This window comes from Marinobacter daepoensis DSM 16072 (assembly GCF_000421165.1).
GTDB classification, from domain to species: Bacteria; Pseudomonadota; Gammaproteobacteria; order Pseudomonadales; family Oleiphilaceae; genus Marinobacter; species Marinobacter daepoensis.
The window spans coordinates 73,006-88,847 of sequence record NZ_ATWI01000015.1 but is presented as its reverse complement, the minus strand read 5'-3'; the positions used below and the strand labels follow the sequence as shown (position 1 = coordinate 88,847).

Genomic DNA, 15,842 nt, shown 5'->3' with positions numbered 1-15,842 from the left:
CTGCCTCCATTGTTTTTGTAGTTGAGGGCTGGAAAGTTACTGGCACAGGCCCCCGAGTGCCTGGCCCACTTTAGAGCCGTTATGACGTTTCAGTTGCGCGCAGATCCATTCGCCGGTTGCCACCAGTTTGTTCAGATCCACGCCGGTATCGATGCCCAGGCCGTTTAGCAGGTATAGCACGTCTTCGGTGGCCACGTTGCCGGAGGCGCCTTTGGCGTAAGGGCAACCTCCAAGGCCGGCTACCGAGGCGTCAATCACGCCGATGCCTTCTTCCAGCACCGCGTACAGATTCGCCAGGGCCTGGCCATAGGTGTCGTGAAAATGCGCCGCCAGCTTGTCCATGGGCACATGGGCGGCCACGGCTTCCAGCATGCGCCTGGCTTTCAGGGGCGTGCCCACGCCGATGGTGTCGCCCAGGGAGATTTCATGGCAGCCCATGTCGTACAAAGCCTTGGCCACGTAGGCGACCTGTGCCGGTTCGATATCGCCCTCATAGGGGCAACCCATCACGGTGGAGACGTAACCTCGCACGGGGATGCCGTGTTTGCGGGCTTCCTCGACCACCGGTGCAAAGCGTTCCAGGCTTTCGGCAATCGTGCAGTTGATGTTCTTTCTGGTGAAAGACTCCGATGCTGCGCCGAACACCGCCACTTCGTCGGCCCCGGCGGCCAGGGCGCCCTCGAACCCTTTCAGGTTAGGGGTTAGAGCGGAGTAACGAACGCCGGGCTTGCGGGTGATGCCGGCCATCACATCGGTTGCGTCGCCCATTTGCGGCACCCATTTTGGTGACACGAAGCTGGCGGCCTCAATGTGGCTGAGCCCGCAATCGGCCAACCGGTCGATCAGGCCGGTTTTGATCTCAGTGGCAATAACATCGCCGGGTTCGTTCTGGAGCCCGTCCCTCGGGCTCATTTCCACCAACCGAACCTGCTTGGGAAAGGCCATTATTCTGCCTCCCCGGTGTCGATGGCGATGAGTTCCGCACCCTCGGCGACCTGGTCTCCTTCGGCGTAGAAAATCTCTGAAACCACACCATCGGCGGGTGCCTTGATGGCGTGTTCCATTTTCATGGCTTCCATAATCACCAGCGTCTGCCCGGCCGTTACCGTGTCGCCCACCTTGGCCTGAATCGCCACCACTGAGCCGTTCATGGGCGCCGCCAGGCTGCCTTCGCTGGCCATTTCCTCAAACCCGTAGGTTTCCCGGTACACGGTGCACTTGAAAGTGTCGCCCTCGTAGAAGAGCACCAGTTCCTCGTTGTGAAGGTTGCCGTGCACGCTCAGTCGGTGGCCATTGATCACGGCCTGCAGGTAATCGTCATTGAGTTTGGCGTTCAGGTGGTACACGCTGCCGCCCACGAATACCTGATACCGGTCATCCCGCTCCAGGATTTTGAGTTCATGCTGGCCGTCGCCCACCTGTAGCGTGAGGGGCTGGGCGTATTCGGAGTTCATGCGCCAGCTGTTCTTGCGGCCGAACGGCGACCAGGGATCGGCGGTAACCGGTTCCGCCGATTTCCGTTGTTCGAGGATAAAACCGGCCGCAAGCACCAACGCCTTGTCCAGATCCAGTCTGGATTTCGGGAACAACAGGTTGTGGTGGGAGGCAATGAAGTTGGTGGTCAGTTCGGCTTCACGAAATGGCTGCGCATCCACCGCCGCGTGCAGGAACCGGATGTTGGTTTTCAGCCCGGCAATGCGGTAGTGCTCCAGGGCCTGAACCATGCGGTTGACCGCCTGTTCCCGGGTGTCGTCCCAGACAATCAGTTTGGCGATCATCGGGTCGTAGTGGATGCTGATCTCATCGCCTTCGGTCACGCCGGTGTCTACCCGAACGTGGGCGGATTCATCCGGAGTGCTCAGGTAACGCAGGGTGCCGGTGGCTGGCAGAAAGTCCTGATCCGGATCTTCAGCGTAGATACGTGCTTCGATAGCGTGGCCTCGGGTCTTTACCTGATCCTGAGTCAGCGGCAGGGGCTCGCCCCAGGCCACTTTCAGTTGCCATTCCACCAGATCCTGGCCGGTGACCATTTCGGTGACCGGGTGCTCTACCTGCAGGCGGGTGTTCATTTCCATGAAGAAGAACGAACCGTCCACGTCGTACAGAAACTCGACGGTGCCGGCGCCCACGTAGTTGATGGCCTGGGCCGCCCGCACAGCGGCTTCGCCCATGGCTTTACGGGTGTCTTCGCTGAGTCCGGGGGCGGGTGCTTCTTCCAGCACTTTCTGGTGTCGGCGTTGCACGGAACAGTCGCGCTCGGCCAGATAGATGCCATTGCCGGACTGATCGCAGAACACCTGAATTTCCACATGGCGTGGCTGGGTCAGGTAGCGCTCGATCAGCATGTCGGGGTTGCCGAACGCGTTTTTCGCCTCGCGCTGGGCGGCGGCCAGGGCGTCGTCAAATTCGGCCATGTTCTCGACCACACGCATACCTTTACCGCCACCACCGGCAACGGCTTTCAGCAGCAGCGGGAAACCGCATTTTTCGGCTTCCGCGCGCAGCAGGTCCGGTGACTGGTCTTTACCGTGGTAGCCGGGCACCAGGGGGACACCGGCGTCTTCCATGATGGCCTTTGCGGCGGACTTGGAGCCCATGGCGGCAATGGCCGACGAGGGCGGGCCGATAAAGACAATGCCGTTGGCCTCGCAGGCTTCGGCAAAGTCGGTGTTTTCAGACAGGAAGCCGTAGCCCGGATGGATGGCCTGGGCGCCGCTTTCTTTGGCAATCTCGATAATCTTGTCGGCCCGCAGGTAGCTCTCGGAGCTGGGGGCGGGGCCGATGTAGAAGGCCTCATCGGCCATGGCCACGTGCCGGGCGTTGGCGTCGGCTTCGGAATAGACCGCCACGCAGCGGATGCCCATTCGATGGGCCGTCTGGATGATCCGGCAGGCGATTTCGCCCCGGTTGGCTATCAGGATCTTGTTAAACATTATTGTGTCTCCGGAATCCAACTGGCCTTTCGTTTGTTCAGGAAAGCGCTGAGCCCTTCCTGGCCTTCCTCGCCTACGCGAATATCGGCGATGCGCTGAGCGGTATCGTCAATCACCTCGGTGGTGATGTTTTTTTGGCTGACGGCAAAGACCAGATCTTTCGCTGCTTTCATGGCTTCGGGCCCGTTTAGCGCGAGTTGCAGCAGCAGTTCGTCGCAACGCCGGTGCATGGCTTGTTCGTCTTCGCAGACGATATGAACCAGCCCATAGTGCTGAGCCTCCTGCGCGCTGAAGAGTTCGGCCGTCAGGAAGTAGCGTCTTGCCTGGCGTTCACCAATGGCGCGAACCACGTAGGGGCTGATCACGGCTGGAATCAGGCCGAGCTTCACTTCACTCAGGCAAAAACTGGCTTTCTCGGTGGCCAGCACGATGTCGCAGCAGGCGGCGAGGCCGACCGCACCGCCGAAGGCAGCTCCCTGCACCAGGCCAATCACGGGTTTGGACAGGTGGTTCAGGGTGTTCATCAGCCGGGCCAGCTCCCGGGAGTCGTCCAGGTTTTCCTGGCGGGTGTTGTCCGCCATACGGCGCATCCAGCCCAGGTCGGCACCGGCGGAAAAGTGCTTGCCCTCTGAGCGGAGGATGACGATCTGCGTTTGCTCGTCCCGGTCCACGTGTTCCAGGGCCTGTATGAGCTGCTGGATAACGACGTCGTCGAAGGCGTTGCGTTTATCGGGGCGGTTCAGCACGATTTCCGAGACGCCAGTGTCTCGTTGGTGCAGCAGAACGGCCGAGTGTTGCTGTGTCATGGCTGCGCTCCTTTACATGCGGAACACGCCGAAGCGCGTTGGCCTGGCGGGTCGGTTGAGGGTGGCAGACAGGCTCAGGGCAACCACTTCCCGGGTCTGGGCCGGGTCGATCACGCCGTCATCCCACAGGCGGGCGCTGGCGTAGTAAGGGTGGCCCTGATGTTCGTAGGTCTCAGTAATGGGCTTTTTGAACTCGGCTTCTTCCTCGGCACTCCAGCTCTGGCCTTTGCGTTCCAGACCTTCGCGGCGTACCTGAGCCAGTACGCCGGCGGCCTGTTCGCCGCCCATCACGGAGATGCGGGCGTTGGGCCACATCCACAGGAAGTCGGGGCTGTAGGCGCGGCCACACATGCCGTAGTTGCCGGCGCCGTAGCTACCGCCAATCAGCACGGTAATCTTGGGCACGTTGGCGCAGGCCACGGCCATCACCATTTTGGCGCCGTGTTTTGCGATGCCTTCGGCTTCGTACTTCTGGCCGACCATGAAGCCGGTGATGTTCTGCAGGAAGAGCAGCGGGATGTTGCGCTGGCAGCACAGTTCAATGAAGTGCGCGCCTTTCTGGGCGGATTCGCTGAACAGGATGCCGTTGTTGGCAATGATGCCAACCGGGTAGCCGTGAATGTGGGCGAACCCGGTCACCAGGGTGGCGCCGTAGTAACGCTTGAATTCGTCGAATTCGGAGCCGTCGACTATGCGGGCGATGACGTCGCGGGCGTCAAATTGCTTGCGTAGGTCGGTGCCGACAATGCCGTAGATTTCTTCCTGATCGTACAGCGGAGCCCGGGGTTTCTGGACCTCCACCGGTACGGGTTTTCGGCGGTTGAGGTTGGCTACGCAGCGGCGGGCGATTTCGAGCGCGTGAGCGTCGTTCTCGGCGTAGTGGTCGGCTACCCCGGAGGTTTTGCAGTGCACGTCGGCACCCCCCAGGTCTTCGGCGCTGACCACTTCACCGGTGGCGGCTTTTACCAGCGGCGGGCCGGCCAGGAAGATGGTGCCCTGGTTGCGGACGATGATGGATTCGTCGGCCATGGCGGGAACGTAGGCGCCCCCGGCGGTACACAGGCCCATGACGACGGCAATCTGTGGGATGTCGTCGGCGGACATGCGGGCCTGGTTGTAGAAGATGCGTCCGAAATGATCTCGGTCCGGGAAGACTTCATCCTGTTGGGGCAGGTTGGCGCCCCCGGAATCCACCAGGTAGATGCATGGCAGGCGGTTGGCCATGGCGATCTCCTGGGCCCGCAGGTGCTTTTTCACGGTCAGGGGGAAGTAGGTGCCGCCTTTCACGGTGGCGTCGTTGGCGATGATCATGCATTCCGTGCCGGAGACGCGGCCGATGCCGGCGATGGCGCCTGCGGCGGGGACTGCTTCTTTATACACGTTGTAGGCGGCGAACTGGCCGATTTCGAGGAAGGGGGAGCCTTCGTCGATGAGGGTGTTGATGCGCTCGCGCGGCAGCAGTTTGCCTCGGTCGGTGTGGCGCTTCTGGTAGTCAGGGCCGCCGCCCTGATGGATCTTTTCGACTTTTTCCCGGAGGTCGGCGACGGCTTGTTGCATGGCCTGATGGTTGGCCTGGAATTCGTCGGACCTTGGGTTGATTTTGCTTTGGAGCACGGTCATTGGTTCGTATCCCTCGGTTTGGGGGCGTCCGGGTCTGGCGGGGTGTTCTTTCTGGGAGACGCTACGAGCACATCCCTGTGCGCTTGACTGTGGCCATCCATGGCCACAGACACTCCCGGAAAGAACACCCCACCAGCCCCTCGTCCAACCTTGTCAGTGGATTCGCTGCAGAGGCTTACTTGTTCAGGAACAGCTCGCGGCCGATCAGCATCCGTCGGATTTCAGACGTTCCAGCGCCGATTTCGTAGAGTTTCGCGTCCCGCAGCAGGCGGCCGGTCGGGTATTCGTTGATGTAGCCGTTGCCGCCGAGTAGCTGGATGGCGTCCAGGGCCAGTTTGGTGGCCATTTCGGCGGAGTAGAGGATGGCGCCGGCGGCGTCTTTGCGGGTGGTTTCACCGCGGTCGGCGGATTGCGCCACCATGTAGACGTAGGATTTGGCGGTGTTCATCCAGGTGTACATGTCGGCCACTTTGCCCTGGACCAGTTCGAATTCACCGATGGCCTGGCCGAACTGTTTGCGCTCACGGATGTAGGGGACGACCACGTCCATGGCGGCCTGCATGATGCCCAGAGGGCCGCCGGAGAGGACGAGGCGTTCGTAGTCGAGGCCGCTCATGAGGACTTTGGCGCCGTTACCGACACCGCCCAGGATGTTTTCTTTGGGAACCTTGCAGTCCTGGAACACCAGCTCACAGGTGTTGGAGCCGCGCATGCCGAGTTTGTCGAGTTTCTGGTGGCGGCTGAAGCCCGGGTAGTCGCGCTCTACGATGAAGGCTGTGACGCCTTTTGAGCCGCCCTTGGGGTCGGTTTTGGCGTAGATGACGTAGGTGTGTGCGTCCGGGCCGTTGGTGATCCACATTTTGTTGCCGTTGAGGACGTAGTGGTCGCCTTCGTCGCGGGCGTGGAGTTTCATGGAGATCACGTCGGAGCCGGCGTTGGGCTCAGACATGGCCAGCGCGCCGATGTGTTCACCCGTGACGAGTTTGGGCAGGTATTTCTGTTTTTGTTCTTCGGTGCCGTTGCGGTGAATCTGGTTCACGCACAGGTTGGAGTGGGCACCGTAGGAAAGGCCTACGGAGGCCGAGGCACGGCTGATTTCCTCCATGGCGATCACGTGGGCCACGTAGCCCATGTCTGAACCGCCGTACTCTTCGCTGACGGTGATGCCCAGCAGGCCCATGTCCCCCAGTTTGCGCCACAGGTCCATGGGGAATTCGTTGTTTTTGTCGATTTCCTCCGCCCGGGGGGCAATTTCGGTGGCGGCGAAGTTGTTCACTTGTTCCCGGAGCATGTCCAGGGTTTCACCGAGGCCGAAATTGAGCTCTGAGTACTGTGATTTCATCGTTTGCTACCTTTTTGTTTTAACGACTGGTACCCGCTGGCTGTCTCAGGTCATTTGCTGACAGCGGGTTCGGGTGTTTTCGGGGTCATGCCCTGTGCTTCTTTCTTTTTCTGGAGTTCCGCCAGGGCCTCTCGGCAACGCGCTTCGGCGGTGTCCATTTCCATTTCGGCCATGGCGATGTCTTCCTTCTGTTGTTCCAGGTGGGCTCGTCTGGCGCCGAGGATCTCCAGCATTTTCAGTAGCTGTTTTTCGTTGCCGGTGAGTGTTTCGTCCCAGAGGTCGAACAGTTCCTTGGTTTCGGCCAGGGAAAACCCCATGCGTTTGCCTCGGAGAATCAGCTTCAGCCGAACGCGATCCTTGGTGCTGAAGATTCGGGTTTGCCCGCGCCGGGCAGGTTTGAGCAGGCCCTGGTCTTCATAGAACCGGATGCTTCGGGTGGTGACGTCGAACTCCTGAGAGAGTTCGCTGATGCTGAAAGTTCTTTTGTCGTTCATTACGCATTCCTTTTTTTACGTAGGTTAGATGAAGTTTACGTAAACGTAAAGCTTTTGGCGGGCGGATTAATATCACGGGGTTTTCGGGGTATTCAGAGGCTGGGCCAGCAAGGTCCCGGGGTGGTAAAGACGAGGGGCAAGACGCCCGCCTGGGCGTGGTGATGCTTTGGCGGGCAATGGGTCAGGCGAGGCTGTCGGCGCTGGTGAAGGTTTCTCGCAATTTGCGTTTGAGTAGTTTGCCAGCACTGTTTTTTGGGAGCTCGTCTACAAACTGAATGTGTTTTGGGATTTTGAAACGTGCCAGTGTTGCCTTGGCATGCTCAAGTAAGGCGGATGCGTCTTCCGTGTAACCTTCCCGGGCCACCACAATGGCGCAGATGGCTTCAATCCATTTTTCATCTGGCACCCCGATAACCGCAACCTCTGCCACCGACTCGTGTTGATACAGGGCTTCTTCCACATCACGGCTTGCGACCAGCACTCCGCCGGTGTTTACCACGTCTTTAATACGGTCGACGATGTAAATGTACCCTTGTTCGTCTCGGTAACCAAGGTCGCCGGAATGAAACCAGCCCCCGTGAAACGCTTCGTCGGTGGCTTCGGGTTTTTGCCAGTATCCGGTCATGAGCTGCGGGGAGCGATGGACCAGTTCTCCCTGTTCTCCCGCTGGGCAATCTTCACCCGTGGCTGGGTTGATGATTCTGGTCATAACGGTTTGCAGGGGCCGGCCAGCGGAGGTGGGTCGGTCGTGGTGTTCCTCGGGGCGCAGGACCGTGGCCAGTGGGGCGATTTCGCTCTGTCCATAGCAGTTGTACAGGCCCGCCTGTGGGAGAAGTTCCCGGAGTTTACGAACAATCTCCCCGGGCATGATCGACGCGCCGTAGTAGATTTTGTTCATGTGCTGAAGTTTTTTCGCGTCGAAACTCCGGTACTGCAGCAGTGAAATCCAGACCGTTGGCGGGGCAAAGGAGGCATTCAGTTGTTCGCTGGCCAGCAATCCAAGGATAGCGTCCGGGGTGGGGGTGCTGATCAGTCGTGTGTACCCGCCGGTCAGTAACATCGGCATCATGAAGACATGCATCTGGGCCGAGTGGTAGAGCGGTAAGGCTGCCAGGCAGCGGTCATTGGGGCTGATATCCAGGTGATACTGGGCGGCACCATACTCGGTCAGCAGGGAACGATGGGTGTGCATCGCGCCTTTCGGGTCTGAGGTGGTGCCAGAGGTGTAAAGAATCTGCACGATGTCGGTGTCGGCCAGGTTGAGCTCCGGTGGCTGGTCGCTTGCGGAGGACCGGGCCATGTCGAGAATGTCGGTGGTATCTTGGGTGCCGTGCAGAGCCCCGGTTATTTCGATGGCGGTGCCGGGCAGAACGGCTTTGGCCTGAACCTCGAGGTCGGTATCGTAAAACAGGGCTCTGGCGCCTGACTGCCTGAGGATATAAGCCAGTTCCTGTTTGACCAGAGCGTAGTTCACCGGCACGTGAATCAGGCCAGCTTTGGCACAGGCTAGCCATAGCAGTACATAGGCATCGGAGTTTTTGCCATAGGCGGCGACACGCTCTCCTTTATGCAGGCCGAGGCGGATCAGGTGATGGGCAACTCGGTTGCTCGCGCGTTCGATCTCGTCGTAGGTCCATTCCCGGTTGTTGAAGGTCAGGGCTGTTTTGGCTTTGTGGCAGGCGGCTGAGCGGGCGATGGCATCGCCAATGGTGTTCCTCAGCGCTCGGCAAACGTGGTCATACATGGGAGGAGCAGGAGCGTAGGTCTGTTCTGACATGGTTTACCTCGATTGCTTGTTGTTGTAGAGACTACAGACAATTAAGGCAAAGGCTCCGGAGCGGAGGGAATGACCCTACTGGCCAAAAAAGTTGACCGGTTCCGACATGGCCTGGTTGAGTCGGTCTCCTCGCCACCGGGCCGGCGAGCGGCCGGTCCAGCGTTTGAAGGCCCGTGAGAACGACGCAGTTTCAGAGAATCCTACCCGTTCGGCTATTTCGCTGATGCTGAGATTCTCGCTGGTGATCAGCCGGATGGCGTGTTCCCTGCGTAACGTTTCCTTGATTTTGCGCAGGGACGTGCCTTCGTCCTGAAGTTTCCTGCCCAGATTGCGGGGCGTCATATGCAGTTCCAGCCCAAGGGCTTCAAGGCCGGGCATGTCCGGGTAGTTGTAGCGCGCCAGGATCGCCCGGATGTGGGTCCTGAGGCTTTCGTCCTGGCTGGGACGATGCAGGATATAAGCCGGTGCGGCCGCCAGAAATTCCCGCACTTCCTGTTCGGTCCGGACGATCGGCAGTTGGAGGTATTTCTCATGCAGCAGGAAGCCGCACACCGTTTGGTCAAACGCCAGCTCGCCCGGGTACATCGCCCGATACTCGGCCTCATGCCGGGGGCGAGGGTAGCTGAACTGAGTACGAGCAAACGGAATCTGCTGATCGACCAGCCAGCAGGACAGGCGTTCCCACATCAGAATCAGGAACTCCTGGAGCATGTGGTCGGTGTCGTTCCGGGTGTCTTTCAGGTGCAGGCGGAAAAAGACCCGCCGTTCCTGCTCTTCCAGGGCAATGTCCAGATTATGGCAGACGACCCGATAGAAGCGGGCGCTTTTCCGGAGCACGGCGCCCAGGGTGGCGGAGCTGAGGCTGAATTCGCACATCAACGCAAAGGTGCCTTGATTGCACCGTTCTGAAGATAACCCCAGAAATTCATCCCGGGTGGAGCGCCAGACGGACTGAATCAGCCGGGCCAGTTGTTGCTCGGTAATCAGTCGTTCCGGTTGGTTCAGCCAGCCGGGTGGCACGCCTGCCTGAGCCAGCAGCTCCCCGGCGTTATGACCCTGGCGTTCGGCGCCGCGAATCGTCGCCTGGAGGTAGTGATTGGCAATGTGAGCTTTGGCCATAACGATCAGTGCCGTTGCGTAATGGGTCAATTGATTTGGCAGGAAGGGTCATTCTAGCCCGGGGGCAGGCGAAGTCTAATATGGCGACAAGGTATTGGTTGCATGGTGCCGGGTGGGAGTTGGTCGTCGGACTGCAGAGTGAAGGCAGGTGTTGTTTTGGGGAGTACATCTGAGTTAAGTTTACGTAAACGTCAACTGTGTGATTTACATGCGTGCCGCCGTGGCCGCATAGAAACTTTTGAAGGACACGAGTTATGGATTTTAAAGACACACCCGCGATCGTTACCGGCGGTGCCTCCGGGCTGGGTGAAGGTGCAGCCCGGTCTCTGGCTGCCGCTGGCTGCAAGGTTGCTATTCTGGATCTGAATAAAGAACGGGGGGAGCAGGTTGCTGCAGAGCTGGATGGCCTGTTTATCGAATGCAACGTGGCTTCTGCTGACAGTGCGGAGAAAGCAGTGAGCATTGCCCGGGAAGCACACGGGCCTTGTGGGGTTGCTGTCAATTGCGCAGGCATTGCCCCGGCCTCGAAAATCCTGGGCCGGGAGGGGGTGATGCCGTTGGCGGATTTCAGCCGGGTGATTGAAGTAAACCTGATCGGCAGCTTTAACATTCTGCGCCTGGCGGCAGCCGACATGGCTCAGCGTGAGCCCAACGAGGACGGTGAGCGGGGTGTGATCATCAACACCGCGTCGGTGGCGGCCTATGAAGGCCAGATCGGCCAGGCCGCCTACAGCGCTTCTAAAGGAGGCGTAGTCTCCCTGACATTACAGGCTGCCCGGGAACTGGCCCGTGAGGGCATTCGGGTGAACACCATCGCCCCGGGCCTGTTCATGACGCCCATGATGGCCGGTATGCCGCAGGAGGTGCAGGACAGTCTGGCGGCCACGCTGCCATTCCCGAAGCGCCTGGGCAAGCCTGAGGAGTTTGGCATGATGGTGGATCAGATGGTGCGTAATCCGGTGCTCAATGGCGAGGTCATCCGGCTTGATTGCGCCCTGCGAATGGCGCCCAGGTGAGCATCAGAACAACGCCCGTCAAAAGCGGGATTTTGTAACAGGTTTCGCCACAAGCGAACCGGTAACCACAGGTGAGTATTATGACTAATCCTGTTGATCAGCAAGAGCTGGCCCTGTTTCGGGACTCCGTGATCAAAGCACTGGAGACGGAAGTGGCTCCTCAGTACGAGGCCTGGGAGAAAAACGGTATTGTGCCCCGGGAGCTTTGGAACACGCTCGGCAACGCAGGCATGCTGTGTGTGGATGTGCCCGAAGACTGCGGCGGTTGTGGAGCGCCGTTTCAGTATTCGGTGGTTGTGGGTGAAGAGCTTGCTCGCCTCGGGTTTGGTGCGCTATCCACCAACGTGATGGTGCATTCCGACATCGTCGCGCCCTATCTCAGCCATCTCGGTAATGAGGAGCAGAAACGGCAGTGGCTCCCGGGCATGGTCTCAGGTGAAGCCGTGGGGGCCATCGCCATGACCGAGCCTGGCGCTGGCAGCGACTTGCAGGCCATGCGCACCAGCGCCGTGAAAGACGGTGAAAACTACATCCTCAATGGCTCAAAAACCTTTATTACCAACGGCCAACACGCCGATATGGTGATCGTTGCTGCCAAAACCGATCCTCAGGCCGGTGCTAAAGGAATCAGCCTGTTCCTGGTGGATACCTCGCTGCCCGGGTTCAGCAAAGGCCGGAACCTGGACAAAATCGGCCAGCATTCTGGCGACACCTCCGAGCTGTTTTTCTCCGACATGCGCATACCCGCCTCCGCCATGCTGGGAGAGGAAGGCCAGGGGTTTGTTTACCTGATGCGTGAACTGCCCCGAGAGCGGCTGGTGATCGGAGCGCTGGGCGTGGCAGCGGCCCGGGGCTCACTGGATATGACCATTCAGTACGCCCAGGAGCGTGAGCTGTTTGGCCAGAAACTCAGCCTGTTGCAGAACACACGTTTCGAAATTGCCCGCATGGAAACGGATTACCGCATCAACAAAGCGTTTGTGGATCAGTGCATTCGGGAATACGAAGAGGGCAAATTGGATGCCCCCACGGCGTCCATGGCCAAGTACAGCGCTACCGAGATGCAGTGTCGTGTTGCTGATGGCTGTTTGCAGCTGTTTGGCGGCTATGGCTACACCACGGAGTACCCGATTTCCAGGAACTTTATTGATGCCCGGGTGCAGCGGATTTATGGCGGAACCTCGGAAGTGATGAAGGAAATCATTGCCCGGTCGGTTTTAGGTCGCTCACCCCAAAAATGAGGACAGTCACCATGAGCTCAAACGATATAGTAATAGCAGGCTCCGCCCGAACCCCCATGGGCGGAATGATGGGCGCCCTGAGCTCGGTACGCTCCCCGGAGCTGGGCGCCATCGCTATCAAAGCGGCCATAGAGCGCTCCGGCCTCAAGCCGGCCGACATTCAGGAAGTCATCATGGGCTGTGTGCTCCCGGGCGGCCTTGGCCAGGCACCTGCACGCCAGGCCTCCCGTGCCTCGGGAGTTCCGGACAGTTCAGGTTGCACCACCATCAACAAAATGTGCGGTTCCGGCATGCAGGCCGTCATCATGGCCCACGACCAGATCAAGGCCGGTACCAACAACATCATGATTGCCGGCGGAATGGAAAACATGAGCCAGGCCCCGTACCTGCTGCCCAAGGCCCGCGCTGGTATGCGTATGGGCCATGGCCAGGTGTTGGACAGTATGTTTCTGGACGGACTGGAAGACGCATACGAGGGTGGTCTGATGGGAGTATTCGCCCAGCGCACCGCCGACAAACTCGACATCACCCGGCAGGCCATGGACGAATTTGCCATTGGCTCTCTGCAAAAATCCCTGGCGGCTATCGAGAATGGCTGGTTCCGGGACGAAATTGTACCGGTGTCGGTTTCGGGTCGTGGCGGCGAGACGGAAATCGATACCGATGAACAGCCAGGCAATGCCAAACCGGAGAAAATCCCGCACCTCAAACCCGCGTTCGCCAAAGACGGCTCCGTAACCGCCGCCAACGCAAGCTCCATCAGTGACGGTGCCTCTGCACTGGTGCTGGCCTCGGCCGCCGAAGCGGACGCCCGGGGCCTGACCCCGCAGGCCCGGATTGTGGCGCATGCGACCCATGCCCGTCTGCCCGCTGAATTTACCTTGGCGCCCATCGGCTCTATTGAAAAGGTATTGAAAAAAGCGGGCTGGACCGTGGACGATGTGGATCTGTTCGAAATTAACGAAGCCTTTGCTGTGGTGACTCTGGCCGCCATCAACGAGTTGAAGTTGCCGGCGGACAAGGTGAATGTACACGGTGGTGCCTGTGCACTGGGGCATCCGATCGGCTCGTCCGGTTCGCGGATCATTGTCACTTTGATCAATGCCCTGAAACAGCGCGGGCTCAAGCGTGGTGTGGCTTCGTTGTGCATCGGCGGTGGCGAGGGCACCGCGGTAGCTGTCGAGTTGATCTGAGGGTCTGCGGGCAGGGGCGTTTGGCTCACCTGCCCGCAATGCCTGGGCTCGGTCAGGCCGTCCGTGACCGTGAAGCAGCGCCGGATACAACCTCCACACCGATCACCGTGTGCAGTTTTTCCAGTTGAGACTGAAGCATGGAAACCGGCCGTGAACCTTCCAGCGTCAAAGCAATTTCAAGACACTCTTCGGAGGACTCCATAGCCATCCGGGCAATCCGGAAACCCCGGACCCTCACAACCTGGCACAGTCGCTCAAGCGCAGCCGCTTCCTGATTCATGCGGCAATTGAGGGTGTAACTCGGGCTGGCAATCTCGTGCGTCGGGTTCATGCTACCTGTTCCTTGCGGTTGCTGGTTTTTCGGGGCTCGTCGATCATTTCCCGGTTGCTGGAACCGGCTTTTACGATGGGCCAGACGTTCTCTTCCCGGCTGATGGCTACATGCAGCAGCATCGGTCCGTTATAGGCCAGAATGGTTTCGATCCCCCGGCGGATCTGGTCGGTGCGTTCAATGTGCAGCGCCGGAATGTCAAAGGCCCTGGCCATGGCGACGAAATCCGGGTTGTCGTCCAGATTGATCTGGCTCTCCCGGTTGTTGTAGAAGAGCTCCTGCTGCTGGCGCACCATCCCCAGGCACTGATTGTCCAGAATGATCAGTTTCAGCGGCAGGTTGTACCGCCGAATGGTGGCCAGTTCCTGTGCGTTCATCATGAACGAGCCGTCGCCAGTGACGTTGATGACGGTGCTGTTCCTGTTTGCGAACTGGGCACCGATGGCGGCAGGCATCCCGAACCCCATGGTACCGAGTCCGCCGCTGCTCAGGTGGTGTCTTGGATGGGCAAACTGATAATACTGAGCTACCCACATCTGGTGCTGGCCCACATCACAGGCAATGATGGTGTTGTCCGGGGTAATGCCTGAGAGCTGGCGAATAAACGCGGGGCCGGTAATCGGCGTCAGGGGCGCTTCGTTCCCTGCAGCCCGGAAGCCTCCAGTGGTATGCCAGGTCTGGCATTGTTTCTGCCAGTCACCAATGGACAGGGGGGTCTGCTCAGCTGCTGTGGTGAAGGCGCTGAGAATGGCGTTCAGATCACCCCGTACTGCAATATCCGCCGCTCGCAGCTTGTTGATTTCGGCTGCATCGGTGTCGATGTGTATCAGGCGGGCATTGGGGGCGAATCCGTCCAGTTTTCCGGTTGCGCGATCATCCAGGCGGGCACCAACCACAAACAGCAGATCGCATTCGTCAACGGCTTTGTTGGCGGCCCGCGAGCCGTGCATACCGAGCATGCCCATGTCGTTCGGGTTGTGTCTGCCGGCGTTGCCAATGCCTTTCAGGGTGACCACACCCGGCAGACCTGACGCTTCTGCGAAAGCACGGAAGTTTGCTTCGGCCTGGGCCAGGGAAACACCGCCTCCACTGTAGAGCAGGGGACGTTTGGCGGCTTTCAGCATGGCCCAGGCCTCGCGGATGTCGGGGCATTGCTGTTGGCGGTTCTCAGCCTGTGGGCGTTCGGGGGCTGCGGTCGTGATCGGCGACAACAGGATATCTTTGGGAATGTCGATCCACACGGGGCCCGGTCGGCCGCTCTGGGCCAGGCCGATCGCTTCCTCCAGAACCCGTGGCAGATCCCCGGCGTCTTCCACCAGATAACTGTGTTTCACGATCCCCAGGGTCATGCCAAGGATGTCGGTTTCCTGGAAGGCGTCTGTGCCAATGAGTGCCGACGGCACCTGGCCTGTGATTACAAGTAGAGGAATGGAGTCCAGGTAGGCGTTGGCAACCCCGGTGATCAGGTTGGTGGCACCGGGGCCCGACGTGGCGATGCAAACGCCCAGGCGACCACTGGCCCGGGCATAGCCATCTGCGGCAAGTGCACAGGCTTGCTCATGCCGGCACAGCACGTGTTCCACATCCACATCGTCTACCAGCGCGTCGTATAGCGGCATGATGCAGCCGCCAGGGTACCCGAAAACTGTGCTGATGTTGTGGCGGTGGAACGCTTCAAGAATGTGCTGTGAGCCGTTCATGGTCGTTTTTCCCTTTTTCTTTGCCGCAAAAAAGAAACCCCCGGGACCTTGCGGTGCCGGGGGTTTCTGGTGTCTTCGTCAGGTTGTCGCTATCTCACCTGTTTGTCCACGCAAAAGCCCCCGGACGGTACCACGACCACCAGGACTAGCATGACTAGGACAATTACAGCGTTGAGGTTCATGAAATCGACAATCTGCTCTGAATAGAGTTAAACAATGTGTGTAGAATCTAACCCACGTTTTCAACCGGATGCAAGGCCTTATTTCAGG

General features: G+C 59.5%; 13 protein-coding genes. 3 read left to right on the top strand and 10 right to left on the bottom strand.

Annotated features, from left to right (window positions below; genetic code table 11):
- Positions 1-36 precede the first annotated feature (36 nt).
- From K325_RS0117260 to K325_RS0117225, 8 genes are all read right to left on the bottom strand, one after another.
- Positions 37-945 carry a hydroxymethylglutaryl-CoA lyase gene (locus tag K325_RS0117260; RefSeq protein WP_029655509.1) on the bottom strand — a complete coding sequence of 303 codons (909 nt, stop codon included), beginning with the start codon at positions 943-945 and terminating at the stop codon, positions 37-39.
- Positions 945-2,933 carry an acetyl/propionyl/methylcrotonyl-CoA carboxylase subunit alpha gene (locus K325_RS0117255; RefSeq protein WP_029655508.1) on the bottom strand — a complete coding sequence of 663 codons (1,989 nt, stop codon included), beginning with the start codon at positions 2,931-2,933 and terminating at the stop codon, positions 945-947. The genes K325_RS0117260 and K325_RS0117255 overlap by 1 nt, the downstream gene beginning before the upstream one ends.
- Positions 2,933-3,739, bottom strand: a complete 807-nt coding sequence (locus K325_RS0117250; protein WP_029655507.1) for an enoyl-CoA hydratase-related protein — start codon at positions 3,737-3,739, stop codon at positions 2,933-2,935. Before K325_RS0117250 ends, K325_RS0117255 begins: the two co-directional genes overlap by 1 nt.
- A 12-nt stretch (positions 3,740-3,751) precedes the next feature.
- Positions 3,752-5,359 carry a carboxyl transferase domain-containing protein gene (locus K325_RS0117245; RefSeq protein WP_029655506.1) on the bottom strand — a complete coding sequence of 536 codons (1,608 nt, stop codon included), beginning with the start codon at positions 5,357-5,359 and terminating at the stop codon, positions 3,752-3,754.
- A gap of 175 nt (positions 5,360-5,534) precedes the next feature.
- A complete protein-coding gene (locus K325_RS0117240; protein WP_029655505.1) occupies positions 5,535-6,701 on the bottom strand; it encodes an isovaleryl-CoA dehydrogenase in 1,167 nt (388 codons plus the stop codon).
- A gap of 50 nt (positions 6,702-6,751) precedes the next feature.
- The gene (locus K325_RS0117235) at positions 6,752-7,195 is read right to left on the bottom strand and encodes a MerR family transcriptional regulator (RefSeq protein WP_029655504.1); all 444 of its coding nucleotides are present in this window, start codon (positions 7,193-7,195) and stop codon (positions 6,752-6,754) included.
- A gap of 181 nt (positions 7,196-7,376) precedes the next feature.
- On the bottom strand, positions 7,377-8,972 hold the full coding sequence (locus tag K325_RS0117230) for a fatty acyl-CoA synthetase (RefSeq protein WP_051146706.1): 1,596 nt from the start codon (positions 8,970-8,972) through the stop codon (positions 7,377-7,379).
- Positions 8,973-9,047: 75 nt separating this feature from the next.
- Complete coding sequence (locus tag K325_RS0117225; protein WP_051146705.1) at positions 9,048-10,091, bottom strand: AraC family transcriptional regulator; 1,044 nt, start codon at positions 10,089-10,091, stop codon at positions 9,048-9,050.
- A gap of 254 nt (positions 10,092-10,345) precedes the next feature.
- Between K325_RS0117225 and K325_RS0117220 the strand changes: the two genes are divergently transcribed.
- The 3 genes from K325_RS0117220 to K325_RS0117210 all read left to right on the top strand — a co-directional run bounded on the left by K325_RS0117220 (position 10,346) and on the right by K325_RS0117210 (position 13,541).
- Positions 10,346-11,107 (top strand): 3-hydroxyacyl-CoA dehydrogenase, encoded by a 762-nt coding sequence (locus tag K325_RS0117220; protein ID WP_029655501.1) that lies wholly within the window; start codon positions 10,346-10,348, stop codon positions 11,105-11,107.
- Positions 11,108-11,187: 80 nt separating this feature from the next.
- Positions 11,188-12,348: an acyl-CoA dehydrogenase family protein gene (locus K325_RS0117215; RefSeq protein ID WP_029655500.1), complete on the top strand. Its 1,161-nt coding sequence runs from the start codon at positions 11,188-11,190 to the stop codon at positions 12,346-12,348.
- A gap of 11 nt (positions 12,349-12,359) precedes the next feature.
- Positions 12,360-13,541: an acetyl-CoA C-acyltransferase gene (locus K325_RS0117210; RefSeq protein ID WP_029655499.1), complete on the top strand. Its 1,182-nt coding sequence runs from the start codon at positions 12,360-12,362 to the stop codon at positions 13,539-13,541.
- A gap of 52 nt (positions 13,542-13,593) precedes the next feature.
- Here K325_RS0117210 and K325_RS0117205 read toward each other — a convergent pair whose 3' ends face one another.
- Positions 13,594-13,872 (bottom strand): ACT domain-containing protein, encoded by a 279-nt coding sequence (locus tag K325_RS0117205; RefSeq protein ID WP_029655498.1) that lies wholly within the window; start codon positions 13,870-13,872, stop codon positions 13,594-13,596.
- Positions 13,869-15,572, bottom strand: coding sequence for an acetolactate synthase 2 catalytic subunit (ilvG, locus tag K325_RS0117200; protein ID WP_029655497.1), 1,704 nt, complete (start codon positions 15,570-15,572; stop codon positions 13,869-13,871). The genes K325_RS0117205 and ilvG overlap by 4 nt, the downstream gene beginning before the upstream one ends.
- Positions 15,573-15,842 lie beyond the last annotated feature (270 nt).